Origin of the sequence: Duganella margarita (assembly GCF_009857535.1) — a bacterium.
Classification (GTDB): Bacteria; Pseudomonadota; Gammaproteobacteria; order Burkholderiales; family Burkholderiaceae_D; genus Rugamonas; species Rugamonas margarita.
Genome location: NZ_WWCS01000007.1, coordinates 1 through 24,089, shown reverse-complemented (window position 1 = coordinate 24,089; position 24,089 = coordinate 1). Strand labels below are relative to the sequence as shown.

The following is a 24,089-nucleotide window of genomic DNA, read 5'->3' as shown; positions in this document are numbered from 1 at the left end:
CAAGGCCTGCGCGCCGGTGCTACATTCAGAGCACCGGGCCAGCTGAGTCCGGCTACGACAACAATATCATCTCGGAGACCACCATGCGCCACCGCATCCTGCACTGCCTGACCGTCTGCCTTATGCTATTTGCCGCCGTGCCATCGCCAGCGTCGGCGGCTGGCTACACGCAAACCCACTACCCGATCGTGCTGGTGCACGGGCTGTTCGGCTTCGACCGCGTCGGTCCGGTCGACTACTTCTACGGCATCGCCCCGGCGCTGCGCAGCGGCGGCGCCGACGTCTACGTCACCTCGGTGTCGGCCGCCAACAGCACCGAAGTGCGCGGCGAACAGCTGCTGTTGCAGGTCAAGCAAATCCTGGCGGCCACCGGCGCCACCAAGGTCAACCTCATCGGTCACAGCCACGGCGCGCCGACCTCGCGCTATGTGGCCTCGGTGCGGCCGGATCTGGTGGCGTCGGTCACCAGCGTGGGCGGCGTCAACCAGGGTTCGCGCGTGGCGGACGTGCTGATCGGTGCGGTGCCGGACGTGACCTACGGCGTCGCCAACGCCGTGTCCGGCCTGATCAGCTTCCTGTCCGGCAGCCCGACGCTGCCGCAGAATGCGCGCGCGGCGGCGGTCTCGCTGAGCACCGCCGGCACCGCCGCCTTCAACACCCGCCACCCGCAAGGCGTGCCGGCCACCGCCTGCGGCGAAGGCGCCTACCAGGTCAACGGCGTGTACTACTTTTCGTGGAGCGGCGCCAAGCCGCTGACCAATGTGCTGGACGCCAGCGACCCGGTGCTGGGGCTGACCGCGCTGGCCTTCAACGGCGCCAAGAATGACGGTCTGGTCAGCAGTTGCTCCAGCCATCTGGGCCGCGTGATCCGCGACGACTACGCGCTCAACCACCTGGACGAGGTCAACCAGCTGATCGGCATCACCAACCTGTTCGAGACCAATCCGGTCACCTTGTATCGCCAGCAGGCCAACCGCTTGCAGGGACTGGGGCTGTAATGCGCACCGCGCTGCGCCTGGCGATCGTCGGTATGCTGGCGGGCGCCGGCATCGCCCTGCTGCTGCGGCATGATGCGCCGGCCGCCCCGGCGGCGCTGATGGCCGCGCACGCCGCATCAACGCAGGATGGCCCGCCGCCCGGACACGCCGCCGGCACGCAGCCGGACGGCGCCGCGCGCGCCGACGCCAACGACCGCCTGCAAGTCAACGCCGAACTGGCCTACCTGTTCGACTACTACCTGGCGGGCCTGGGCCAGCGTCCACTGGAGGCAATCCGCGCCGACATCATTCGCGAACTGGACAGGCGCCTGCGCCCCGCCCCGGCCGCTGAAGCACGGCGCCTGCTGGACGCCTACCTGGCCTACAAGCGCGCGCTGGTCGACCTCGAACGCGACCTGCCGCCAGCCACCGATCCGGTGCAAGGCGCGCGCCAGCGCCTGGCCGCCGTCCAGCAACTGCGCAGCGCCTACTTCAGCAACGACGACAGCACCGGCCTGTTCGGCGCCGGCGACGCCTACGACCTGGACGCCATCGCCCGGCTCGACATCAACAGCGACGCCAGCCTGACCGACGCCCAACGCCAGCAGCGGCTGGCCGCGCTGGACGCCCGCCTGCCGCCCAAACTGCGCGAGGACCGCGAAGCGCCAACCCGCATCATCAAGCTGGAAGCGGCGGTCAGCCAGGCGCGCGCGCAAGGCGCGGACGACAACGACATCTACCGCCTGCGCGCGACCGCGTTGTCGCCCTCCGCCGCCGCGCGTCTGGCTGACGTCGACCGCGAGGAGGCCGACTGGCAGCGCCGCATCAGCGCCTACCAGAGCCAGCGCCAGCAACTGCAGCAATCGGCCAGCGACGCCGCCGCGCTGCAGCAGCTTCGCGATGCCGGCTTTACGCCCGACGAACAAAAGCGCCTGCCCGCCTACGAATAATCAATGCACGTAGCGGGCGATGAAATACACCCCGCCCAGCATCAGCGAGGCAAAGCCGTATAGCTTCCACATATGGCTCATCAAGGACTTGTGCAAATCCTCGCGTTGCTGCGCCAGCGCCGCGTTGAAGTCTTCGCGCTGCTTGGCCAGCGCTGCGTGAAAGTCCTCGCGTTGCTTGGCCAGCGCGGCATGGAACTCCAGCTTGTGTTCGTGTAGCAGCGTCAGCAAGCGCTGGATATCGTCCTTGATCGCAAAGCTGACGCGGATCACCGCCAGATCCACCTGCAATGCAGTCAGGCGCGCTTCCAGCGCCATCAAACGGACTTCGGTGGGCGGGCGTTCGCCGTTTTCCGCATGGGGCGGGCTATCGATGGCGGGCATGATGGGCCTCCTTGATGAGTCACCAAGCTATCACCGCACCGCATGCCGCGTTTGATTTGCATCAAACGAAAAAAAGGCAGCCGCGAGGCTGCCTTAGTGTACTACTACGCCAAACGTGGCTTACGTTGTTGTTGGTTAGCGCCCGGTTCCTGCGCCCTGTATCCGTGCGACCAACTGGCGACGTCCAGCGTGGCCGCCGACACCGCCGTCTATCCCTCGCTCATCACCAGCCATCCTTGAATCGACGGCAAGCGTACTACGCCGATTTGATTGACCGCGCCGCCCACCAGCAGCGCCACCATCATGATGGCCCCGGCGTCATCACCGTCCACTTGACCAGCAGATGCGTGAACATCCGGCCTCCGGCGCCTGGTTAGATTTGGTGAATAGTGTTCCTACCAAACTAATATGCGACTCCGACCACGTCACCGTCAATCACATTCGTGCCCAGTGTGGCGTGGCGCGCACAGTCTCAGCCGACGGCCACGCGGTTGCGGCCGGCGCGCTTGGCCTCGTACATGGCGACGTCGCCGGCCGAAATCAGGCGGATCAGATCGTAGCTGTGCTGGTCCGAGCAGACCACGCCGAGGCTGGCCGTGTAGCGCACCGACACGCCCTCCCAGTCGACCACCGCGTCCTCGATACGGGCGCGTACGCGCTCGGCGATATTCAGCGCCGCCGCGCGGTCGACGCCGTCGAGCACCAGCACAAACTCCTCGCCGCCGAAGCGCGCCATCAAGTCGTGCGGCCGCAGTTCCAGCTTGAGCAGTCGCGCCAGGTGGCGCAACACCTCGTCGCCGACCGGATGGCCGTGCGTATCGTTGATCTGCTTGAAGTAATCGACATCGATCATGATCACCGCCAGGCTGCGGCCGCCGCGCAAGGCGCGCAGGCCGACCCGCTTGCCCTGGAGGTCCAGGCCGGCGCGGTTCAGGGCGCCGGTCAGCGCATCCAGCGTCGACAGCCGGCGCAGGCGCTCCGCATAACGCCACATGACCATCTGGATCAGGCCAAAAGCGATGCAGATCTGCGCCAGCGGAATGGCCAGCGTGCTCAGGCCCATCGCCAGCGAGCTGCTGCGGTCGGCCAGATCGCCGTGCAGCAGCATGTGCACGCCCCGCAGGAACAGCGCCAGCCCCAGCAGAACAAACCCGGTCAGGCTGACGATGCTGACCCGCCACACGCCATGGCGGGCCACCACCACCGCGCACAGCCAGTTGAGCAGCGCAAAATAAAACCCGCTGAAGCACAGGCGCGCGCGCAAGCTCGGCGCCACCAGCGTGAACCAGGCAGGGATCAACAACGCGATCGCGGTAATCACGCCGATTGCGGGCCACGACAAGTTGGCGGCGCAGTGCACGCGCAGGCCGCGCAGCACCAGCGCCAGGCCGAAAGCGACCACGCCGTAGCCGATTACACCATGCAGCAGCACCGGCAGCGACTCCACGCTGGTCAAGCCCAGGCCGAGGCAGGCCACCACATTGCCGCCGGCCCACCAGCGCTGTTCCGGCGGACTTTCGGTATAACAGGCCGACACCACCAGCAACGCCGTGGTCAGCAGCGTCACGCAAACTTGCACCAACAAAAGAGTATCGAGATTCAGCACGCCAGCTTCCAGGTAATGAACTGTCAATGTAGCAAAGTGACCGTCTCGAGGCAATGGTTAAATTGCAGAAAAGAAATATTGCCGGCGGGCCCGAATCGGGTACAGTAACGCATCGTCCATTCCCTGTCGTTCCATGCCCTATCCTATCGAGCACAAGCTGGTGATCGGCATTGCCTCCAGCGCCTTGTTTGACCTGACCGCCTCGCACCAGGTGTACCTGGAACACGGCGCCGAAGCCTACCGCAAGTACCAGGAAGCCCAGCTTTCAACCGTGCTGGACAAGGGCGTCGCCTTTCCCTTCATCCGCCGCTTCCTCGACATCAATAAACACCACCCGCACAGCGCGCCGGTGGAAGTGGTGCTGTTTTCGCGCAATTCGCCGGAGACCGGGCTGCGCGTGATGAACTCGATCGCCCACTACGGACTGGACATCTCGCGCGCCTGCTTCCTGACCGGCGAATCGCCGTACCGCTACCTGCCGGCCTTCAACACCTCGCTGTTCCTGTCGGCCAACGAGGAAGACGTCAAGCGCGCGCTGGCTGCGCAGTACCCGGCCGGCCTGGTGCTGCCGTCGCGCACCGAGGACGACGAGGCCGACGGCGAACTGCGCATCGCCTTCGACTTTGACGGCGTGATCGCCGACGACGAATCTGAAACTATCTTCAAGCGCAACAACGACGTCAGCGAATTCCACGCCCACGAGACCGAGCGCGTCGCCATTCCGCACCAGCCCGGACCGCTGGCCGATCTGTTCCGCAAGCTGTCGCTGATGCAGCAGCTGGAGGAAGACGCCCAGCGCGCCGATCCGGCCTACAAGAAAATCCTGCGCATCGCCATCATCACGGCGCGCAGCGCGCCGTCGCACGAGCGGGTGGTGACCACCTTGAAGAGCTGGGGCGTGTCGGCCAACGAGACTTTCTTCCTGGGCGGCATGGAAAAAGCACGCGTACTGGGCATTTTCCGGCCGCACATGTTCTTCGACGACCAATTGAGCCACCTGCAATCGCCGGCCGGCAACATTCCGATGGTGCACATCCCGTTCGGCATCGCCAACCGCTAACTCCGGGGTCAGGTCTCACATTTCTACACGAGCTCATGTTCGATTGTGAGACCTGACCCCGGATTGATGCTTCGTCTATAATGTCGTGAGCGGCATGGCCACCCGGGCGATGCCTGGATAACCGTTGAATGTGTGTTGTGTCGTCAGCCTTAACTAAATCCATCCCCAAACCCGGCAACCGCTTTGCCCTGCCCGCGCTGCATGGCTCGGCGGACGCGTACGCCCTGGCGCAAATCGCGCTCGAACTCAAATCCCGCGGCCAGATGCTGGCCGTCGTGGTGGCCAACGCCAGCGACGCCCAGCGTCTGCTGGACGAAATTCCCTGGTTCGGCGGCACGCAGCTGCGCTGCCACCTGCTGCCGGACTGGGAAACGCTGCCCTACGATGCCTTCTCGCCGCACCAGGACCTGGTGTCCGAGCGCCTCGCCACGCTGCACGAAATCTCCAGCGGCCAGTGCGATGTCATGCTGGTGCCGGCCACCACTGCGCTGGTGCGCATGGCGCCGCCATCGTTCCTGGCCGCCTACACCTTCTTCTTCCAGCAGGGCGAATCGCTGGACGAAGCGCGCCTGAAAGCGCAACTGACGCTGGCCGGCTACACCAACGTCACGCAGGTGATGTCGCCCGGCGAATACTCGGTGCGTGGCGGCTTGATCGACCTGTTCCCGATGGGCTCCGCGCTGCCGTACCGGCTCGACCTGTTCGGCGACACCATCGAAACCATCCGCACCTTCGACGCCGACACCCAGCGTTCGCTGTACCCGGTCAAGCAGGTGCGATTGCTGCCGGGCCGGGAATTCCCGATGGACGAAGCGTCGCGCACCGCCTTCCGCAACCGCTGGCGCGAACACTTTGAAGGCGATCCGTCGCGCTCCGTGGTGTACAAGGACATCAGCGCCGGCATCGCCTCGGCCGGCATCGAATACTACCTGCCGCTGTTCTTCGACGACACCGCCACGCTGTTCGACTACCTGCCGCAAGGCGCGGTGGTGGCCACCGTCGGCGACATCGAGGCCGCCATCAAGCGCTTCTGGACCGACACCGGCTCGCGCTACCGCTTCCTGCGCGCCGACCGCGAACGCCCGATCATGGCGCCGGAACAGCTGTTCCTGTCTGACGAACAGTTCTTCGTGCTGGCCAAGCCATATCCACAGATCGCCATCCGCCAGAACGCGGACGCCGGCGCGTCCGAGCTGTCGGCGCCGGTGCCCAACATCGCCGTCAACCGCCACCTGGACTACCCGCTGACCAATCTGCGCGCCTACCTGATGCAGTCCGGCGCGCGCGTGATGATCTGTGCCGAATCCAACGGCCGCCGCGAAACGCTGCAGCAGTACTTCACCGAATACGGCCTAGAACTGGCGCCGGTCGAAGGCTTCGACGGCTTTATCGCCTCGGACGCCAAACTGGCGCTGGGCGTGGCGCCGCTGCACGCCGGCTTCGAGTTGTCGGTCAACGGCAAGCCGCTGATCTTCATCACCGAGACCGAGTTGTACGCCGGCTCCGGCCGCCGCGCCGGCAAGAAGAAGCAGGAAGCCGTCACCCAGGTCGAATCGATGGTGCGCGACCTGTCGGAGCTGAAGATCGGCGATCCGGTGGTGCACATCAATCACGGCATCGGCCGCTACATGGGCCTGACCAGCATGGACCTGGGCGAAGGCGACGCCGAATTCCTGCACCTGGAATACGCCAAAGAGACCAAGCTGTATGTGCCGGTGTCGCAGCTGCATGTGATTTCGCGCTACTCCGGCGCCTCGCCGGACGACGCGCCGCTGCACACGCTCGGTTCCGGCCAGTGGGAAAAAGCCAAGCGCCGCGCCGCCGAACAGGTGCGCGACACCGCCGCCGAGCTGCTCAACCTCTACGCCCGCCGCGCGCTGCGTCAGGGCCATTCGTTCGAGTATTCGGCGCACGACTACGAGCGTTTCGCCGACAGCTTCGGCTTCGACGAAACGCCGGATCAGCAGGAAGCCATCAACAACGTCATCAAGGATATGACCTCGGGCAAACCGATGGACCGCCTGGTGTGCGGCGACGTTGGCTTCGGCAAGACCGAGGTGGCGCTGCGCGCCGCCTTCATTGCCGTCATGGGCGGCAAGCAGGTCGCCATCCTGGCGCCGACCACGCTGCTGGCCGAACAGCACGCGCAAACCTTCGCCGACCGCTTCGCCGACTGGCCGGTGCGCATTGCCGAGATGTCGCGCTTCCGCACCGGCAAAGAGATCGCCCAGGCGATCAAGGGCATGGCCGACGGCACGCTGGACATCATCATCGGCACCCACAAGCTGCTGTCGGATGACGTCAAGTTCACCCGCCTCGGGCTGGTGATCATCGACGAGGAGCACCGCTTCGGCGTGCGCCAGAAGGAGACGCTGAAATCGCTGCGCGCCGAAGTCGACGTGCTGACGCTGACCGCCACGCCGATCCCGCGCACGCTGGGCATGGCGCTGGAAGGCCTGCGCGACTTTTCCGTCATCGCCACCGCGCCGCAAAAGCGGCTGGCGATCAAGACCTTCGTGCGCAGCGAGGGCGAGTCGATCATCCGCGAGGCCTGCCTGCGTGAGCTCAAGCGCGGCGGCCAGGTCTACTTCCTGCACAACGAGGTCGAGACCATCCAGAACCGCATGGCGATGCTGACCGAGCTGCTGCCGGAAGCGCGCATCGCCGTGGCCCACGGCCAGATGCACGAACGCGACCTGGAAAAAGTGATGCGCGACTTCGTCGCCCAGCGCTACAACATCCTGCTGTGCACCACGATTATCGAAACCGGTATCGACGTGCCGACCGCGAACACCATCATCATGCACCGCGCCGACAAATTCGGCCTGGCGCAGCTGCACCAGCTGCGCGGCCGCGTCGGCCGTTCGCACCACCAGGCCTATGCCTACCTGCTGGTGCACGACGTGCAGTCGCTGACCAAACAGGCGCAGCGCCGCCTCGACGCCATTCAGCAGATGGAAGAACTGGGCAGCGGCTTCTATCTGGCCATGCACGATCTGGAAATCCGCGGCGCCGGCGAGGTCCTCGGCGACAACCAGTCCGGCGAGATGACCGAGATCGGCTTCCAGCTGTACTCGGACATGCTGAACGAAGCGGTGCGCTCGCTCAAGGCCGGCAAGGAGCCGGACCTGGCGGCGCCGCTGTCGACCACCACCGAAATCAATCTGCACGTGCCGGCGCTGCTGCCGGCCGATTTCTGCGGCGACGTCCACGAGCGACTATCGATCTACAAGCGCATGGCGAATTGCGAAACGCAAGGCAAAATCGACGACATGCAGGAAGAGCTGATCGACCGTTTCGGCAAGCTGCCGGACCCGGTCAAGGCGCTGATCGAAACGCACCGCCTGCGCATCGCCGCCAAGACGGTGGGCATTATCAAGATCGACGCCCATACCGAGGCCGCCAGCCTGCAGTTCATGGCCAAGCCGCCGATCGACCCGATGCGCATCATTGAGCTGATCCAGAAAAATCGTCAGATCAAATTGAATGGACAGGATAAACTGAAGATCACCGCGGCCATGCCGGACTTGGCTGCGCGCGTCACGCAGATCAAGGCCGCCATCAAGCAACTGACTGCATAACAGCCGCATAACGAATACTTTAACTACATTAACGCACATGACTAACGCAAAAACCGCCATGAACCTCGTCCTGCAAGGGGTCGGCGATTGCAAGGCGCGGCTGGAGCGCATTGGCGCCCTCACCGCGTCCGCCAACCTGACCTGGCTGGGCGAGCGCGCGCTGCGCTGCGAAGGCATCGCCTTCTCGCCGGCGCTGCGCCAGACCCTGGAAGTGGCGGCGCAGGCCGCGCAGCTGGACGCCACCTATTCGATCGGCTTGCACAAGATGAGTGACTACAAGCTGGTGGCCATGGACATGGATTCGACGCTGATCACCATCGAGTGCATCGATGAAATCGCCGATATGCAGGGTTTGAAAGCTCAAGTATCGGAGATCACCGAAGCGGCAATGCGCGGCGAACTGGATTTCGCCGAGAGCCTGCAACGCCGCGTGGCGCTGCTGGAAGGCCTGGATGCATCGGCGCTGGAGCGCGTGTATGACGAACGGCTGCAATTGTCTCCCGGCGCCGAGACCATGCTGAAGGCGGTGCAGGCGGCCGGCATGAAAACGCTGCTGGTGTCGGGCGGCTTCACCTTCTTCACCGAGCGCCTGAAAAAGCGCCTGGGCCTCGACTACACCCATGCCAACGAGCTGGAAATCGTCGACGGCAAACTCACTGGCAAGGTGGTAGGCGGCATCGTCGACGCCGAAGAGAAGAAGCGCACGGTGGAACGCGTGTGCGCGGAGCTGGGCATCTCGCCATCACAGGCGATTGTGATGGGCGACGGCGCCAATGACCTGAAGATGATGAGCATTTCCGGCATGTCGGTAGCGTTCCGCGCCAAGCCGGTGGTGCGCGAGCAGGCCAACGTGGCGCTCAACTTCGTCGGCCTCGATGGCATCCTGCCGCTGCTGACCTGACGCCGCCGTAGACCGACCCGGCCTATTTATTCTTCAGTGCGGCCAGCAGTCCCTCGCTGGCGTCCTCCAGATAGTCCAGCACATCGTCGAAGCCGCGGCCACCGCCATAGTAGGGATCGGGCACCGCATCCACACCGCTGTGCGTGGCGTGCGCCATCATCATGCCCAGCTTGTGGCGGTGCTGCGGCGGACACGCAGCCAGCAGCAGCTTGAGGTTATCGTGATCCATCGCCAGCAGATGGTCGAAGTCTTCAAAGTCCTGCGCCGTCACCTTGCGCGAACGCTGCGCCGACAAATCGTAGCCGCGCCGCGACGCGTATTCCATCGACCGCTCATCCGGCGGCGCGCCGATATGGTAGCCGTGCGTGCCTGCCGAGTCGATGACAAAACGGTCGCTCAAGCCGGCCGCCGCCACGCGCTGGCGGAATACCCCCTCCGCCGTCGGCGAACGGCAGATATTGCCCATGCAGACAAACAGCACCGATACTGGTTTCGCCATCGTGGCCGCTCCTTATATAATCATCATCGTTGCATTCTATGCGAAAAAGGATAAAGCATGAATTTGAGTTGCGGCTGCCGCGTAAGCAAGGTGCATGATGCTGTACAGGGCGCGGACATCGCGCTGGCGGTGCTTTATCCTGCGCTTGGCGAAGAACATACCGAACACTTTGGCCCTTACTCGCTGGACGTGGCCAGCAACGCCGCGCCGGCCGTTGGCACCTACCCGCTGGTGGTGATCTCGCACGGCCATTCCGGCACGCCATGGGCGTATCGCCAGCTGGCCAGGCATCTGGCGCTGTCGGGCTTCGTAGTCGCCCTTCCCGCCCACACTGGCAACACCCGCACCGACAATTCGCTGGCCGGCACCGCCGCCAACCTGGCCAACCGTCCGCGCCACATCACGCTGACCATCGACGCGGTGCTGGCCGACGACACGCTGGCGCCGCACGTCAGCCACAACGGCGTGGCGGTCATCGGCCACTCGATCGGCGGCTACACCGCGCTGGCAGCGGCCGGCGGCTTGCCGTGGACCGGCCCTTATGAACGCAAGGATTCGCACGCGCTGCCGGAGCCGGTGCCGGTCACGCCCGATGCGCGCATCCGCTCCCTGGTGCTGCTCAATCCCGCCACGTTCTGGTTCATTGCCGGCTCGCTGCGGCCGGTGCAGGTGCCGATTCTGATCCGCACCGGCGAGAAGGATGACGTTACTCCGATCGAGCATGCGCACAAGATTATGGAAGGCGTGGCCGAGCCGTCGCTGGTCGAGCACAAGGATATCCCCGGTGGCGGCCACTTCGCCTTCATGAGCAAGTTCCCGCCGGAGATGACGAAGCCGAACTTCAAGCCATCGCAAGATCCGGAAGGCTTCGACCGCGAAAGCATCCAGCCGGCGTTCTTCGCCGACGTGACCGCCTTCCTGCGGCGGACACTGTGCGACACGCCGGCCGCCGGCTAGCTATACTCAGGCCATCATTAAGGAAAGGAGAGATCATGTCGCAAGAACTCGTATTGGAAGGCCGCCTGGAATCGGCCAAGACCACCGCATGGTGGCTGTATGTGATCCACGCGGTCAGCTTTGTATTTTCGCTCGGCGCGTTCTCCATCATCCCGCTGATACTCAACTACCTGCAACGGCCCAGCACCGAGGGCAGCTTCGTGCACAGCCATCACACCTGGATGATTCGCTCGTTCTGGTGGTATGCGGTGTGGGTAGTGGTCGGCGCCGTGTTCTTCATGACCATTATCGGCATTCCGGTGGCATGGTTGATCTGGATCGGCGCCTGGCTATGGAAGGCGTATCGCCTGATCGTCGGCATCAGCCGCATCAACCGGAACGAACCGGCTCCAGTGTAAGTGCCTGCCGCAGGCCCGCGACGATCACGTCGTAGGCCTGCTGGCGGCTTTCCTCATCCCGCGCGCGCAGCACGAAGGATGGATGGTAGACCGCCACCACCCAGCGTCCCTCATGCTGGAATGGCGCATCGATCACGGCGCTCATCGTCGCGCTGCCATCCTTCAGCACTGACTTCAATGCCGTGGCGCCCAGCGCCACCACCACTTCCGGCTTGACCTTCTCCAGTTCCTGCTCCAGCCAGACGTGGCAGGCGCTGACTTCGCGCTGCGCCGGCGTCTTGTGCAAACGGCGCTTGCCCCGCAGTTCCCACTTGAAGTGCTTGACGGCGTTGGTCAGGTAGACGCTGTCGCGTGCCACGCCCGCTTCGGCCAGCGCGCGGTCCAGCACCGCGCCGGCCGGACCGACAAACGGCAGGCCTTGCAGGTCCTCCTGATCGCCCGGTTGTTCGCCCACCAGCATGATGCGTGCCTTGCGCGGGCCGACGCCCAGCACGGCTTGCGTGGCGTTGCGCCATAGTTCGCAGCGGCGGCATTGATCCAGCGTGTCCGGTTGTTCGCGTTGCGGTTGCGCGCGTTCCGCCGTTACCGCGATGGTGGTGGCGCCGCTGCGCTGGCCGACGGTGCTGGTCTGGCCGGTGCGGCGGTCGCCGTTGGCGGCGGCGCTGATCATGGTCGGCACGATGGCGCCTTCCGGCAGGTTTTTCCAGAAGCGCGACGGAATATGGCTGCGCAGCAGGTCGGCATTCAGACGCGCTGGGTTAAAGATGCTGCGGTAGTAGGTGAGCCACAGTGCTTCGCCGGCGTCGTCGATGTCGGCCGCGCTGCGCATGCGTGGCGGCGCGTCGTGCAGTTGCTGGCCGTCCCACAGCACGGTGGCGGTGGGCGTGGCGATCATCCAGGTGGTGTCGCCCATGCGGCGGGCGAAGTGCCGGGCGACTTGCGGGAGCACTTCGTGCGTCGGCTCGAACCAGGCGACGAAGCGTGGCGCGCCATCTTCCTCCTTGCGTTCGCGGAATCGTACATAGGCATGCATGTCGTGCTCCTCGCGGCGGACGGCTTTGACCATGGTGTACAGGCGCGCGCCGTCCGGATCGGCGGCCGACATCACATCGCGTTCTCCCAGCTGCCAGCGCCAGACCACCTTGTACAGGAAGGCCCAGCGGTCAGGGGCGCTGAAGCAGGCAGCGCTGACCAGCATCTCGACCAGTTCGCGCGGCAGGCGCAACGCAGCCGTCGACGTGACCGGCTGCGCGGTGGCGTCGGGGGCGGTCACGGCGGCGGCCGACGAGAACAAATCGCCCTCGTCCTCGCTACCGGCCCATTCCGCCGCCTCCGGCGGCACGCGCTGCGCGATCAACTCCCGCACCGCCGCCCGCCATTCGTCAAACGACTGCACCACCTTGCGTATCATGCTGCCTGCAACTCCGGCCACAAATTCATTTGCTGCGGCGCCTCCGCCATCGACCGCCGCAGATGCTCGGACGGGCTGGCGTCGCGCGCAGGAAAATAATCCGCCGTGATGATGAACGGCGCAATCTTCTTCATACTGCAGCGCAAACGCGACAGATCGGCATAGCGCACCTGCCGCAGCCGGCGCAGATCCACAATGCGCTGCGCGTTGCGTAATCCTATGCCAGGCACGCGCGCGATCATGTGCGGTTCCGCACGATTCAGGTCCAATGGAAAGTGCTCGCGATGCGCCAGCGCCCACGCAAGTTTGGGATCGATGTCCAGCGCCAGGTTGCCGCCGCTGGCCGGCAACAACTCCTGCGCCTGGAAACCATAACTGCGCAGCAGGAAGTCGGCCTGATACAGCCGATGCTCGCGCATCATCGGCGGCGGCGCCAGCGGCACGCTCTTCGGACTTTGCGGAATCGGACTAAACGCCGAATAGTAGACGCGCTTGAGTTTATAGCTGCCGTACAGCGTCTCCGCCGTCGACAAAATCTGCTGGTCATCGCTGGCATCGGCGCCGACGATCATCTGCGTGCTTTGCCCGGCCGGCGCAAAGCGCGGCGACTTCGGCTCCTCCGCCTTTTCATCCAGCTTGCGCCGGATCGAGCCCATGGCCAGCTTGATCGTGTGAACACTCTTTTCCGGCGCCAGCTTCTGCACGCTGTCCTGCGTCGGCAGCTCGATGTTGACGCTCAGCCGGTCCGCATAGCGCCCCGCCGCCTCGATCAGCGCCGGATCGGCATCCGGTATCGTCTTCAGATGGATATAGCCGCGAAACTGGTGCACCTCGCGCAACTCACGCGCCACCTGCACCAGCTGCTCCATGGTGTAATCGGCCGATTGGATGATGCCCGAGCTGAGAAAAAGCCCATCGATGTAATTGCGGAGATAGAAATCGGTAGTCAGCCGCACCACCTCAGCGACCGCGAAGCGCGCACGCGGCACGTTGGACGTCCGCCGATTCACGCAATATTGGCAGTCATACAAACAGTAATTGGTCAGCAGGATCTTGAGCAGCGAGACGCAGCGTCCATCCGGTGTGTAGCTGTGGCAGATGCCCATGCCGGTGGTCGCGCCAAAACCGCCCTTGCCGATGGAGTCGCGCTTCGGCGCGCCACTGCTGGCGCATGAAGCGTCGTATTTAGCCGCATCTGCCAGGATTTCCAGCTTGTCCGTCAATTCCATCGCATGCCTCGATATACTGTATTTTCATACAGTATATCAGAACTTGTTCAGGACAAAATACCTTTCAGGGCGCCGACCAATTTGCCGCACTCTTCGTCGGTGCCGATTGTAATGCGCAGGAACTGGTCGATGCGCGCCGCCTTGAAGTGGCGCACGAGGATGGCGCGCTCACGCAGCGCTGCCGCCAACTGCGCACCATCATGCTGCGGATGACGCGTGAAGATAAAGTTGGCCTGCGACGGCAGCACCTCAAAGCCCAGCGCCTGCATCTGCGCGGTCAGCCACGCGCGGCTGGCGATGATGGCGTTCGAGGTCTGCTCCATATGGGCCACATCGTCCAGCGCCGCCACCGCGCCGGCCTGCTGCACCTGCCCCAGCGGATAGCAATTGAAGCTGTTCTTCACGCGCTCCAGACCCGCAATCAGGTCCGGATGGCCGAGCGCAAAGCCGACCCGCAAACCAGCCAGCGAACGCGATTTGGACAGCGTCTGAATCACCAGCAGATTATCGAAGCGGCCCAGTAGCGCAGCGGCGCTCTGCGCGCCGAAGTCCACATAGGCTTCATCGATCACCACCACCTGTTCCGGATGCGCCGCCAGCAGGGCCTCGATCTGCGCCAGCGGCAGCGCAATGCCGGTCGGCGCGTTCGGATTGGCCAGGATGATCGCGCCGCACGGCTGCTGATAATCCTCCACATCGATCTCGAAGCGCTCGTTCAGCGGAACGTAGAAAGCCTCAATCCCATACAGGCTGCAATAGGTCGGATAGAAGCTGTAGCTGATATCGGGCGTCAGCAGCGGTAAATCGTGCTTGAGCAAAGCGTGGAAGGTATGTGCCAATACTTCGTCCGAGCTATTGCCGACGAAGACCTGTTCGCGCGTCAGGCCGAAATGGCGCGCCACTGCATCCTTCACCACCGCGTTGGACGGATCGGAATACTTGCGCAGGCCGTCGCCTGCCGCTTCCTGCATCGCGGCGACCGCCCTCGGTGACGGACCGTAGGGATTTTCGTTGGTGTTCAACTTGATCAGGCCAGGCATCTGCACCTGTTCGCCCGGCGTGTATGGCGTCAAGCCGTGAACCACTTTACTCCAGAACTTGCTCATGCCATTTCCTCAAATGCCCGCTCGATGTCGGCGATTAAATCATGTACTTCTTCCAGGCCCACGTTAAAGCGTATCAGTATGCCCTTGTCGGTCCAGTCCTTGCGCATATGCTGTATGCGGTACGGCATCACCAGGCTGTTGGCGCCGCCCCAGCTATAGCCGATCTTGAACAGCTTGAGCGCATCGACAAAGCGGTCGGTCTGCGCTTCGGTATACCGTTCGTCGAAGATCACCGAGAACAGGCCGCCGGCGCCGCTGAAGTCGCGCTTCCACGTCTCATGGCCGGGACATTCCGGGAACGCCGGGTGCAGCACCCTGGCGATCTCGGGCCGGGTTTGCAGCCAGGCCGCCAGCTTGCGCGCAGCCGCGTCGTGCGCGTCGAAGCGCAGGCGCATGGTCGGCAAGCCGCGCTGCACCAGATACGCATCGTCCGCACCCACGCCCAGGCCCAGCCGCATGTGCGCAAGGCTGATGCGGTCGTGCAGCTCGCGGTCGCGCGTGATGACGGCGCCCATCAGCACATCCGAACCGCCGGACTGGTACTTGGTCAGCGCCTGCATGATGATGTCCACGCCCAGATCGAAACCGCGCAACGCCAGGCCGGCAGACCAGGTGTTATCCAGCGCCACCAGCACGCCGCGTTCATGCGCCGCCTTGCAGATGGCCGGCAGGTCGGGCACTTCCATCGACACCGATCCCGGCGCCTCGGTCCAGATCAGCTTTGTATTCGGCTGGATCAGCGCCGCGATGCCCTCGCCGATCAGCGGATCGTAGTAGCGCGCGGTGATGCCGAAATCGGCCGACAGCCAGCGTCCCAGTTCGCGGTTCGGGTTGTAGACGTTATCCGGCAGCAGCACATCGTCGCCGGATTTGAGCAGCGCGAAATCCACCATCGAGATGGCGGCCAGACCGCTCGGCGCCAGCAGGCAGTACTTGCCGTCCTCGATTTCCGCCAGCCGCGCCTCCAGCGTAAACGTGGTTGGCGTCCCATGCAGCCCGTAGGTATAGGCGTTCTTGTCTTTCCATTCGCCCGAGCGCATGGCCGCCACGTTCTTGAACAGCACCGTGGAGGCGTGATGGATGCCGACCGGGAAAGCGTCGAAGCCTGCCGGCGCCTTGTAATCGGTGTGGATCAGCGCCGTCTGCGGGGATTTTTTCACGGTCGCCATCAACGCATATTGCCGGTGTGGCCCAGCGAGTAGCGGCCGGGCTGCGGCCAGACGGTCAGGCCGTGCGGCTCCTGGCCGACCTTGACCTGCTTGACGTCGCCGTTGGCGGTATCGATGCGGTACACCACATCATCAAAGCGGCCGGACAGCCACAGATATTTGCCATCGGCGCTGACGTTGCCCATGTCCGGGCTGCCGCCGCCGGGAATCGCCCATTGCGACACCACTTTTTCGCTGGCGAAGTCGATCACGGTCACGCGGCCCTTGCCTTTGCGCTTGCCGTGAATATTGTGCGTGCCACGGTTGGCCACATATAGCTTGGTGCCGTCGCGGCTTGGATACAGGCCGTGCGCGCCGACGCCGGTCGGGATGAAGCCGACCTTGGTGAAGGTGGCCGCATCGACGATGTGCACGCCGTCGGCGTCCATGTCGGCGATGTAGTAACGCCTGCCGTCCGGCGAGACGCGGATATCCTGCGGCATGCCCTTCTTCTTGCTGCACACCTCATTCGCCAGCAACTGGTCGATCGGGTCTTTTTCGGAGAAGCGCGTGGCCGGCATCGACAGCTTCAGATAGCCGTCCACCTTGCGTTCTTTCAGGTCGATGCGCGCCACGGCGCCGTCGAATTCGCAGGTGAACATGGCGTAGCGGCCGTCCGGCGAGAAGTCGGCGTGGTTGATGCCGCCGCATTGCGGCACATCGATCGCGTACTGCATCGCCATTGTCTTCGGATCGCGGAAGTCCAGGCGGTGCAACGCTTCCGCCACCACAATGGCGGATTTTCCGTCCGGCGAGAAGTACATATTGTATGGGTCGTCCACCGCCACCTGTGGGCCAGGCTTGCCGGTGCGCGGATCGATCGGCGTCAGGCTGCCCTTGTTGGTGCGCTCGGCGTTATTCGCCACCCACAGTGTTTGCAGGTCGTAGGCCGGCACCACGTGCTGCGGGCCGACGCCGACCTTGAACTTGTCGACCACCTTCAGCGTTTCCGGATCGATCACATACACGTCATTGGAGCGCAGATTGGGCACGTAGACGCGTTGCAGCTGGTCCTTGGTGGCTGGGCTCATATTGGCCGGGCCGATGCCGGCGTAGACGTTGACCGGCGCCGCAGGCGCAGTACCGGCGGCCGGCGCGGCTTGTGCAGCCTGCGCATTCTCCATATTGGCGACAGCCAGCAAACCGCCAGCGCCGATCAAACCAGCGACGGCCAGCGCCGCCAAGACGATACGATTAGTTTTCATTTGGATGCTTTACTAGAAGTAGACGGCGCGCCATGCGCCGCAAAATCGGAAATCGCTGCCACCGAGGCGTCGACAATGCGCTGCACGCCAAGCTTGCCCAATTCGGCGGTAGCGCGGCGCGCGTCACCGCGCACGCCTTGCGCTGCGGTCGGCGACGGCCCTTTGGCCAGCGCCTCGGTACGCACCAGGGATTTATCGGTAGCCAGCATCAGCGCCGCATCGGCCAGGCCGGCGTGCAGGCCGATTTCGGCCTTGCTGTAGCCGCGCTTTTCAAGGTCGGCGATAAACGGTTCCTGCGTGACGTCGTAGTAGGCCAGCAGCGCCAGGGCCGCAGCGTCGCCGTCCTTGGCCCAGGCCTTGTTCAGTTTCTGCGCCACGCGGGTTTCGCTTTTCTGGTAACCGCCATGGTCGCCGATGAAGACAATGCGGCGGAAGCCATGCTGGCGCAGGCTCCGCGCGGTGGCGGCCAACAGCTCTTCAAAGGTGGATTCAGGAATCGACAGGGTGCCGGCAAATTTCATGTGGCCGGCCGGTGGCGTGATGCTGCCTTCCGGGACGTAAGCCACTACCGGGGCGACCACCGCATTGCCGAGCTTTTGCGCGATCATCCGCGCCAGCACGGTGGCGCGCACATTGTGCTTGCCCAGGGCGATATAGGGGCCGCTTTGTTCAGTGCCGCCGATCGGGATGATGGCGGTGGTGGCGCCGGCGTCGATGCGGCTACGCAGCTCGGTGCTGGTCATCTCTTCCAGCATGACGGCAGCGTCGGCAGCCATGACGGGCCGCGCCAGCAGGCCGGCCAGCAGGCAGGCGGCAAGCGCCGCCGGGAGTTTCAAGTCACGCATAAGGCTCACTAACAAAAAAAGGCGGACCGCGATAACGCCGGTCCGCCTTTATTATAGTGGATGTATCGAGAAAAACGCCTTAAAGCGCCTCGCCCCACAAATCATGCGCGTCGGACGTGGTGATTTTCACATCGACGAACTGGCCGACGGCCAGCTTCTTGTGCGGTTCGTACGGCGGTTTGACGTACACCACGCCGTCGATTTCCGGCGCGTCGGCGGCCGAGCGGCCCACGCCGCCGGTGCGGTTGACTTCATCGATCAGCACACGCACGGTCTTGCCGACTTTAGCTTTCAGGCGCGCTTTCGAGATTTCTTCCTGCAGCAGCATCACGCGACCACGGCGCTCTTCGCGCACTTCTTCCGGCACCGGATTGGCCAGTTCGTTGGCGGTGGCGCCCTCCACCGGCGAGTAGGCGAAGCAGCCCAGGCGGTCGATCTGCGCTTCCTTCAGGAAGTCCAGCAGGTATTCGAATTCCGCTTCCGTCTCGCCCGGGAAGCCGGCGATGAAGGTCGAACGGATGGTCAGGTCCGGATTCATTTTGCGCCAGGCCAGGATGCGGTCCAGGTTCTTCTCGCCGCTGGCCGGACGCTTCATGCGCTTCAGCACATCCGGATGCGCGTGCTGCATCGGAATGTCCAGGTAAGGCAGAATGTGTTCGCCCATCAGCGGGATCACCTGATCGACGTGCGGGTATGGATACACGTAGTGCATGCGCACCCAGGCGCCGTAGGACTTGGCCAGTTCACCCAGCGCTTCCATCAGCTGCGTCATGTGGGTCTTGATCGGACGGCCGTTCCAGAAGCCGGTGCGGAACTTGACGTCCACGCCGTAGGCAGAGGTGTCCTGCGAAATCACCAGCAGTTCCTTGACGCCCGACTTGAACAGGTTCTCCGCTTCCAGCAGCAGTTCGCCGATAGGACGCGACACCAGGTCGCCGCGCATCGATGGAATGATGCAGAACGAGCAGCGGTGGTTACAGCCTTCCGAGATTTTCAGGTAGGCGTAATGCTTCGGCGTCAGCTTGATGCCCTGCGCCGGAATCAGGTCGATGAACGGCTCGTGCGGTTTAGGCAGGTGCAAGTGGACCGAATCCATCACTTCAGCCAGCGCGTGCGGGCCGGTGACGGCCAGCACCTTCGGGTGGACCTTGGTGATGATGTCGTCGCCAGCGGCGTCCTTCTTGGCGCCCAGGCAGCCGGTGACAATCACCTTGCCGTTTTCGGCCAGCGCTTCGCCGATGGCGTCCAGCGATTCCTGCACGGCGGCGTCGATGAAGCCGCAGGTGTTGACGATTACCAGATCGGCGCCGGCGTAGGACTTGGCGGTCTCGTAGCCCTCAGCACGCAGCTGGGTCAGGATCTGTTCGGAGTCGACCAGCGCTTTAGGGCAGCCGAGCGATACAAAGCCCACTTTCGGTGCTGGCGCGCCGGCGGCTGGCTGGGGAAAACGGGAGAGTGGTTGCGATTGCATATGGTTGCCTAAAGCTTCACAATAATTACGAGCAATCGACGATTATACCATGTTACGATAGTGGCTTAACGCCCATTGCTAGAGGAGATTGTGTGGCAACACTGAAAGACGTCGCAATGCTTGCTGGTGTAGGCATGTCGACAGCATCGCGCGCCATTTCCGGCGCCGGCCCGGTCTCGGCGGAAGCGATGAAGAAGGTGCAAGCCGCCATCGAGCAACTCAACTTCCGCCCCTCCTCCATCGGCCGTTCGCTGTCGGCGCAGTCGCTGGGCATGATCGGCATTTTCTGCCCCTCCTTCTTCGGCGCCTACTACGGCACCATTCTCAAGCAAACCGACATCGAACTGCGCGCCATGCGCCGCCACGTGGTGGTGGCCACCGGTTGCGGCGACGGCACGCCGCGCGATGAAGCCATCGAAGCGGTCAAGTTCCTGATCGGCCGCGATTGCGACGGCATCGTGGTGCTGGGTCACGACCTGCTGGACGAAGATATGCAGATGCTGCACAAGATGCATCCCAAGATGGCCTTCCTCAACCGCCGCAGTCCGGGGCTGGAGGCGTCGTCGTTCTGCCCGGACCACTACCACGGCGGCGAACTGGCGGCGCGCACCTTGCTGGACGCCGGCCATCGCCAGCTGGCGGTGATTTCCGGTCCGGTCGGCACCTCGGACAATGAGGAGCGCCTGAACGGCTTCTTCGACGAGCTGGCGCGCCACGGCATCGAACGCGACGCGGTGCGCCTGATCGCATCGGACTTCTCGCGCGAAGGCGGCTTTGGCGCCACCCAGCAGCTGATCAACGAGGGCAGCCGGTTCACCGGCCTGTTTTGCGCGAATGATGAAATGGCGGTCGGTTCCATGTCGTGCTTCCACCGCGCCGGCATTCGCGTGCCGGATGACGTGTCGATCGTCGGCTATGACGATGACTACTCGGCAGAGTTCTCGTCACCGGGCCTGACCTCGGTGCACATCCCGATGCAGCAGTTGACGCAGAACGCGGTGCGCTGGCTGCTCAACATCTGCTACGGCACCCAGCACGAAATCGCGCGCGCGTTCCCGGTGACGGTGACGGTGCGCGGCTCGGTGGCGCCCCACGCCAATCGCTGAGCTATGTACGCCACGATACAGAAAACCCGCAAGCGCCGCCTATAATCGTTGCAACATCAACGATGAAAGACTCCCGTGGCGCTGAGCGGCATGCTGAAACGCGATTTGTCCTGGCTGTGGGCAGCGATTGCCGCCATGGTGATGGCGCTGATCTGGCTGCTGCTGCAACTGGGACGGCAAGGCGCCGATGCTCAGGTGGCGTCCGCCCGCGCGCGCGCGGCGGTGATTTGCCAGATCATGCGCTCCGGCGTCGAACGCATGAATGTGCGCCAGACCGGCGGCGAAGTGCTGGCGCGCGCCGTGGTCGACATGGCACTGCGCGAAGACGCCGGCTTCGAAGGCGGCTTGTGGACGACCCAGCGCGGCGTGTATGCGTACGCCTTTCCCACTTATGACGGCAGCGGCGTCAAGAACGACGCCCCGGCGGCCGAACTGCCGCGCATCGCCGCCTTGTCCCAGCAGGCGCTGGCCGGCGGCGCGGCGGTGTTCGACGTCCGGCCCGGCCTGCGCGAGGCGGTCGTCTACAGCGCCTGCCCGGTCTCGGCCGACCTGGCCGGATGGACCCTGACCCGCGTCGCCACCATCGCCGCCGGCACCCTGAATCACCTGGTGCTGGCGGTCAGCCTGCTGCTCGGCTCTTTGCTGCTGGCCGGCGGCTGGTTCGCCTTCCTGCTGACGCGCTGGGGCCGCGAGGCGCAGCGTCTCGGCGCCCTGCTCGCCGCCAGCGAACGGATGGCCGCGCTGGGCAGCCTGGCGGCCGGTCTGGCACACGAAATCCGCAATCCGCTCGGCACCATCCGCATGAAAGTGGACAATGCGCTGGCCGCGCCGCCGGCCAAGCGCGAAGCGCGCACCGACGCCGCCCTGCGCACCACGCTGTTGCAGGTGCAGCGCCTGGAAACGCTGATCTCCAGCCTGCTGGCGCTGACGCAGCCGTTTCATCCCCAGCGCACGCCGGTGGCATTGGACGACTGGTTCGCGCAGCGCCTGCTGGCGCACGCCGACGCCGCCGCCGACCTGGGCCTGACCACCGCGCTGGCGGTGCAGCCGGAACTGGCGCAAGCGGCGCGCGGCCTGCCCCTGTTCGATCCGGCCCACATGGCGCGCGTGATCGATAATCTGCTGTGGAATGCACTGGCCCACACGCCCGTCGGCGGCCATATCGAGCTGGGGGCGGCGCGCGACGGCGCGCGACTTCTTATATGGGTGGCCGACGACGGCAACGGCGTGCCGCCAGCGCTGCGTCCCACGCTGTTTGACCCATTGGTAACCGGCCGCGAAGGTGGCACCGGGCTGGGGCTGGCGGTGGTCCGGGAGGTGGTCCAGGCACACGGCGGCCGGGTCAGCCTGGACACCGCACGCCAGCGCGGCACCCGCATTGAACTGGAGTTGCCATGGCCTTGATACTGATCGTCGACGATGACACCGCATTCCGCATGACGCTGGCCGAGACGCTGGACGATCTGGGCTACCAGGTGCGCCAGGCCGGCAGCTGCGAAGCCGGCCTGGCCAGCCTGGGCGACGGCGGCATCGATCTGGCGCTGGTGGATTTGCGCCTGCCCGGCGACGATGGCCTGGCGTTCCTGCGCGCCGCGGCGACAATGGCGCCCGGCCTGCCGTGCATCGTGCTGACGGCGTATGCCAGCGGTTCCAACACCATCGACGCCATGCGCCTGGGCGCCTTCGACCATTTGACCAAGCCGGTCGGCCGCGACGAACTGGCGCAGGCGCTGGCCCGTGCGCTGCGCGCGCATCAGCCGGCGGTCGCCGAGGCAGTCGACGACGACACCCAGGCCGGCGAACAAATGCTCAGCAACAGCGCACCGATGCGGGCCATCTTCAAGCGCATCGGGCTGGTGGCGGACAGCGATAACTCGGTGCTGGTGCTCGGAGAGACCGGCACCGGCAAGGAACTGGTGGCGCAGGCGCTGCACGCCAACAGCGCCCGGGCGGCCGGTCCTTTCGTCGCCGTCAACTGCGCGGCGATTCCGGCCGAGCTGCTGGAGAGCGAACTGTTCGGCCATGTCAAAGGCGCGTTCTCGGGCGCCGCCAGCGACCGGCTCGGGCGCTTCCGCGAAGCCGACGGCGGCACCCTCTTCCTCGACGAGATCGGCGACATGGCGTTGCCGACCCAGGCCAAGATCCTGCGCGTGCTGCAGGAGCGCGAAGTGACGCCGGTCGGTGGCCGGCAGGCGGTGGCGGTCGATTTGCGGGTGGTGGCAGCCACTCATCGCGATCTGGAAGCGGAGGTGGCGGCCGGCCGCTTCCGCGCCGACTTGTGGTACCGGCTGCAGGTGATCACCATCAAGCTGCCGCCGCTGCGCGCGCGCGACGGCGACGTGGCGCTGCTGGCCACGCATTTCCTGCGGCAGCACGTGCATGGCCGCGCCAAACGTCTGGCGCCGGCGGCGCTGGCCGCGCTGCAAGGCCACCCGTGGCCGGGCAATGTGCGCGAGTTGCGCAACACCATGCTGCGCGCCATCGCCCTCAGCGAGGGGGACTTGATCGACATTGAACACCTCGGACTGGACGCGGCGCCGCTATCGCGGGCGGCGCCGGCACCAGCGACTGAGGCAGCGACAGCGGCGGCGGCGACAGCACCGGTGACGGTGGCAGCCACGCCGGCTGGCACTGCGGAGATCGACTGGGACGGACCGCTCGACCGCGCGGTGGAACTGCTGGAATCCTGCATGCTGCGGCGAGCGCTGGCCGCCGCCGACGGTAACCGCAGCGAAGCGGCCCGGCGTCTGGGCCTGTCGCGGCAACAGCTATACCGCAAGCTGGCGCAATACGACATCGAATAGGGACAGTTGTCCGCTTTGGTGACGGCCCATCGTCACCAAAGCGGACACATTGCCTGTTGCGGCCGCCATAACTTGCGCAAATCAGGCACAGTCCGGCATGGCACGGGATCTGCATAGTCATGGGTACACCTCTTACAGAAGGAGTACATCATGAACGTTATCAAATCTTCCGTGCTGTCGCTCGCCCTGGGCCTGGCAACCCTGACCACCGGCGCCATCGCCGCGCAAGTGCCGCCACCGCCTGACCAGGCCGCGCCACCGCCGCCACCGCCCGTACCACCAGTTCCGCCGGAAGGGGCAACAGGCGTCCCGCCAGCACCGCCTGCTGCGGCGAACGCACCGCCGCCGCGTCCGGACAGAGCCGCTCGCCTCGCAGCCGCAGCGCCGGCCCGCC

General features: G+C 64.8%; 22 protein-coding genes. 11 read left to right on the top strand and 11 right to left on the bottom strand.

The features are described 5' to 3' along the window. Positions 1-83: 83 nt before the first annotated feature. On the top strand, positions 84-998 hold the full coding sequence (locus GTP55_RS12655) for a lipase family alpha/beta hydrolase (protein ID WP_161045300.1): 915 nt from the start codon (positions 84-86) through the stop codon (positions 996-998). Further along, the gene (locus GTP55_RS12650; RefSeq protein ID WP_161045299.1) at positions 998-1,927 is read left to right on the top strand and encodes a lipase secretion chaperone; all 930 of its coding nucleotides are present in this window, start codon (positions 998-1,000) and stop codon (positions 1,925-1,927) included. Before GTP55_RS12655 ends, GTP55_RS12650 begins: the two co-directional genes overlap by 1 nt. Here the strand turns inward: GTP55_RS12650 and GTP55_RS12645 are convergent, their stop codons facing one another. The 3 genes from GTP55_RS12645 to GTP55_RS12640 form a co-directional block, all read right to left on the bottom strand. After that, complete coding sequence (locus tag GTP55_RS12645; protein WP_161045298.1) at positions 1,928-2,308, bottom strand: hypothetical protein; 381 nt, start codon at positions 2,306-2,308, stop codon at positions 1,928-1,930. 209 nt (positions 2,309-2,517) lie between these two features. After that, positions 2,518-2,640 carry a hypothetical protein gene (locus GTP55_RS30055; RefSeq protein ID WP_267876853.1) on the bottom strand — a complete coding sequence of 41 codons (123 nt, stop codon included), beginning with the start codon at positions 2,638-2,640 and terminating at the stop codon, positions 2,518-2,520. 140 nt (positions 2,641-2,780) lie between these two features. After that, on the bottom strand, positions 2,781-3,887 hold the full coding sequence (locus GTP55_RS12640; protein WP_371868347.1) for a GGDEF domain-containing protein: 1,107 nt from the start codon (positions 3,885-3,887) through the stop codon (positions 2,781-2,783). Between the two features lie 160 nt (positions 3,888-4,047). Here GTP55_RS12640 and GTP55_RS12635 point away from each other — a divergent pair, with 160 nt between their 5' ends. From GTP55_RS12635 to serB, 3 genes are all read left to right on the top strand, one after another. Further along, complete coding sequence (locus GTP55_RS12635; RefSeq protein ID WP_161045296.1) at positions 4,048-4,974, top strand: 5'-nucleotidase; 927 nt, start codon at positions 4,048-4,050, stop codon at positions 4,972-4,974. A gap of 128 nt (positions 4,975-5,102) precedes the next feature. Then, complete coding sequence (gene mfd, locus GTP55_RS12630; RefSeq protein WP_202423692.1) at positions 5,103-8,555, top strand: transcription-repair coupling factor; 3,453 nt, start codon at positions 5,103-5,105, stop codon at positions 8,553-8,555. A 37-nt stretch (positions 8,556-8,592) separates the two neighbouring features. Next, on the top strand, positions 8,593-9,456 hold the full coding sequence (gene serB / locus GTP55_RS12625; protein ID WP_371868345.1) for a phosphoserine phosphatase SerB: 864 nt from the start codon (positions 8,593-8,595) through the stop codon (positions 9,454-9,456). A gap of 22 nt (positions 9,457-9,478) precedes the next feature. Here the strand turns inward: serB and GTP55_RS12620 are convergent, their stop codons facing one another. Beyond that, positions 9,479-9,955: a low molecular weight protein-tyrosine-phosphatase gene (locus GTP55_RS12620; protein ID WP_161045294.1), complete on the bottom strand. Its 477-nt coding sequence runs from the start codon at positions 9,953-9,955 to the stop codon at positions 9,479-9,481. A gap of 57 nt (positions 9,956-10,012) precedes the next feature. On the opposite strand from GTP55_RS12620, the gene GTP55_RS12615 reads away from it, so the two are divergent. Both GTP55_RS12615 and GTP55_RS12610 read left to right on the top strand, forming a co-directional pair. After that, complete coding sequence (locus GTP55_RS12615; RefSeq protein WP_161045293.1) at positions 10,013-10,912, top strand: alpha/beta hydrolase family protein; 900 nt, start codon at positions 10,013-10,015, stop codon at positions 10,910-10,912. Positions 10,913-10,947: 35 nt separating this feature from the next. After that, positions 10,948-11,310, top strand: coding sequence for a DUF4870 family protein (locus GTP55_RS12610; RefSeq protein ID WP_161045292.1), 363 nt, complete (start codon positions 10,948-10,950; stop codon positions 11,308-11,310). Here GTP55_RS12610 and GTP55_RS12605 read toward each other — a convergent pair. The 7 genes from GTP55_RS12605 to rimO form a co-directional block, all read right to left on the bottom strand. Then, on the bottom strand, positions 11,282-12,721 hold the full coding sequence (locus GTP55_RS12605) for a UdgX family uracil-DNA binding protein (protein ID WP_161045291.1): 1,440 nt from the start codon (positions 12,719-12,721) through the stop codon (positions 11,282-11,284). The two genes, GTP55_RS12610 and GTP55_RS12605, sit on opposite strands and share 29 nt — an antisense overlap. Then, positions 12,718-13,950, bottom strand: coding sequence for a putative DNA modification/repair radical SAM protein (locus tag GTP55_RS12600; protein ID WP_161045290.1), 1,233 nt, complete (start codon positions 13,948-13,950; stop codon positions 12,718-12,720). The genes GTP55_RS12605 and GTP55_RS12600 overlap by 4 nt, the downstream gene beginning before the upstream one ends. Positions 13,951-13,997: 47 nt before the next feature. Further along, complete coding sequence (gene hisC / locus GTP55_RS12595) at positions 13,998-15,056, bottom strand: histidinol-phosphate transaminase (RefSeq protein ID WP_161045289.1); 1,059 nt, start codon at positions 15,054-15,056, stop codon at positions 13,998-14,000. After that, positions 15,053-16,225: a cystathionine beta-lyase gene (locus tag GTP55_RS12590; protein WP_161045288.1), complete on the bottom strand. Its 1,173-nt coding sequence runs from the start codon at positions 16,223-16,225 to the stop codon at positions 15,053-15,055. Before GTP55_RS12590 ends, hisC begins: the two co-directional genes overlap by 4 nt. Further along, positions 16,225-17,469 (bottom strand): YncE family protein, encoded by a 1,245-nt coding sequence (locus GTP55_RS12585; RefSeq protein ID WP_161045287.1) that lies wholly within the window; start codon positions 17,467-17,469, stop codon positions 16,225-16,227. Before GTP55_RS12585 ends, GTP55_RS12590 begins: the two co-directional genes overlap by 1 nt. Continuing rightward, positions 17,466-18,314 (bottom strand): creatininase family protein, encoded by an 849-nt coding sequence (locus GTP55_RS12580; protein ID WP_161045286.1) that lies wholly within the window; start codon positions 18,312-18,314, stop codon positions 17,466-17,468. Before GTP55_RS12580 ends, GTP55_RS12585 begins: the two co-directional genes overlap by 4 nt. 79 nt (positions 18,315-18,393) lie before the next feature. After that, positions 18,394-19,785, bottom strand: a complete 1,392-nt coding sequence (gene rimO / locus GTP55_RS12575) for a 30S ribosomal protein S12 methylthiotransferase RimO (RefSeq protein WP_110847635.1) — start codon at positions 19,783-19,785, stop codon at positions 18,394-18,396. Between the two features lie 92 nt (positions 19,786-19,877). Here rimO and GTP55_RS12570 point away from each other — a divergent pair, with 92 nt between their 5' ends. The 4 genes from GTP55_RS12570 to GTP55_RS12555 all read left to right on the top strand — a co-directional run. Continuing rightward, positions 19,878-20,891, top strand: a complete 1,014-nt coding sequence (locus GTP55_RS12570) for a LacI family DNA-binding transcriptional regulator (RefSeq protein WP_161045285.1) — start codon at positions 19,878-19,880, stop codon at positions 20,889-20,891. Between the two features lie 90 nt (positions 20,892-20,981). Continuing rightward, positions 20,982-22,295, top strand: a complete 1,314-nt coding sequence (locus tag GTP55_RS12565; protein WP_161045284.1) for a sensor histidine kinase — start codon at positions 20,982-20,984, stop codon at positions 22,293-22,295. Continuing rightward, positions 22,286-23,695: a sigma-54-dependent transcriptional regulator gene (locus GTP55_RS12560; protein ID WP_161045283.1), complete on the top strand. Its 1,410-nt coding sequence runs from the start codon at positions 22,286-22,288 to the stop codon at positions 23,693-23,695. Before GTP55_RS12565 ends, GTP55_RS12560 begins: the two co-directional genes overlap by 10 nt. A 150-nt stretch (positions 23,696-23,845) precedes the next feature. Next, positions 23,846-24,089 (top strand): hypothetical protein (locus GTP55_RS12555; protein WP_202423691.1); only part of this gene is annotated, 244 nt, incomplete at its 3' end.

Coding starts and splice junctions, on each gene's coding strand:
- GTP55_RS12655 (WP_161045300.1), top strand. CDS start 84: ATGCGCCACCGCATCCTGCACTGCCTGACCGTCTGCCTTATGCTATTT.
- GTP55_RS12650 (WP_161045299.1), top strand. CDS start 998: ATGCGCACCGCGCTGCGCCTGGCGATCGTCGGTATGCTGGCGGGCGCC.
- GTP55_RS12645 (WP_161045298.1), bottom strand. CDS start 2,308: ATGCCCGCCATCGATAGCCCGCCCCATGCGGAAAACGGCGAACGCCCG.
- GTP55_RS12635 (WP_161045296.1), top strand. CDS start 4,048: ATGCCCTATCCTATCGAGCACAAGCTGGTGATCGGCATTGCCTCCAGC.
- mfd (WP_202423692.1), top strand. CDS start 5,103: ATGTGTGTTGTGTCGTCAGCCTTAACTAAATCCATCCCCAAACCCGGC.
- serB (WP_371868345.1), top strand. CDS start 8,593: ATGACTAACGCAAAAACCGCCATGAACCTCGTCCTGCAAGGGGTCGGC.
- GTP55_RS12620 (WP_161045294.1), bottom strand. CDS start 9,955: ATGGCGAAACCAGTATCGGTGCTGTTTGTCTGCATGGGCAATATCTGC.
- GTP55_RS12615 (WP_161045293.1), top strand. CDS start 10,013: ATGAATTTGAGTTGCGGCTGCCGCGTAAGCAAGGTGCATGATGCTGTA.
- GTP55_RS12610 (WP_161045292.1), top strand. CDS start 10,948: ATGTCGCAAGAACTCGTATTGGAAGGCCGCCTGGAATCGGCCAAGACC.
- GTP55_RS12605 (WP_161045291.1), bottom strand. CDS start 12,721: ATGATACGCAAGGTGGTGCAGTCGTTTGACGAATGGCGGGCGGCGGTG.
- GTP55_RS12600 (WP_161045290.1), bottom strand. CDS start 13,950: ATGGAATTGACGGACAAGCTGGAAATCCTGGCAGATGCGGCTAAATAC.
- hisC (WP_161045289.1), bottom strand. CDS start 15,056: ATGAGCAAGTTCTGGAGTAAAGTGGTTCACGGCTTGACGCCATACACG.
- GTP55_RS12590 (WP_161045288.1), bottom strand. CDS start 16,225: ATGGCGACCGTGAAAAAATCCCCGCAGACGGCGCTGATCCACACCGAT.
- GTP55_RS12585 (WP_161045287.1), bottom strand. CDS start 17,469: ATGAAAACTAATCGTATCGTCTTGGCGGCGCTGGCCGTCGCTGGTTTG.
- GTP55_RS12580 (WP_161045286.1), bottom strand. CDS start 18,314: ATGCGTGACTTGAAACTCCCGGCGGCGCTTGCCGCCTGCCTGCTGGCC.
- rimO (WP_110847635.1), bottom strand. CDS start 19,785: ATGCAATCGCAACCACTCTCCCGTTTTCCCCAGCCAGCCGCCGGCGCG.
- GTP55_RS12565 (WP_161045284.1), top strand. CDS start 20,982: ATGCTGAAACGCGATTTGTCCTGGCTGTGGGCAGCGATTGCCGCCATG.
- GTP55_RS12560 (WP_161045283.1), top strand. CDS start 22,286: ATGGCCTTGATACTGATCGTCGACGATGACACCGCATTCCGCATGACG.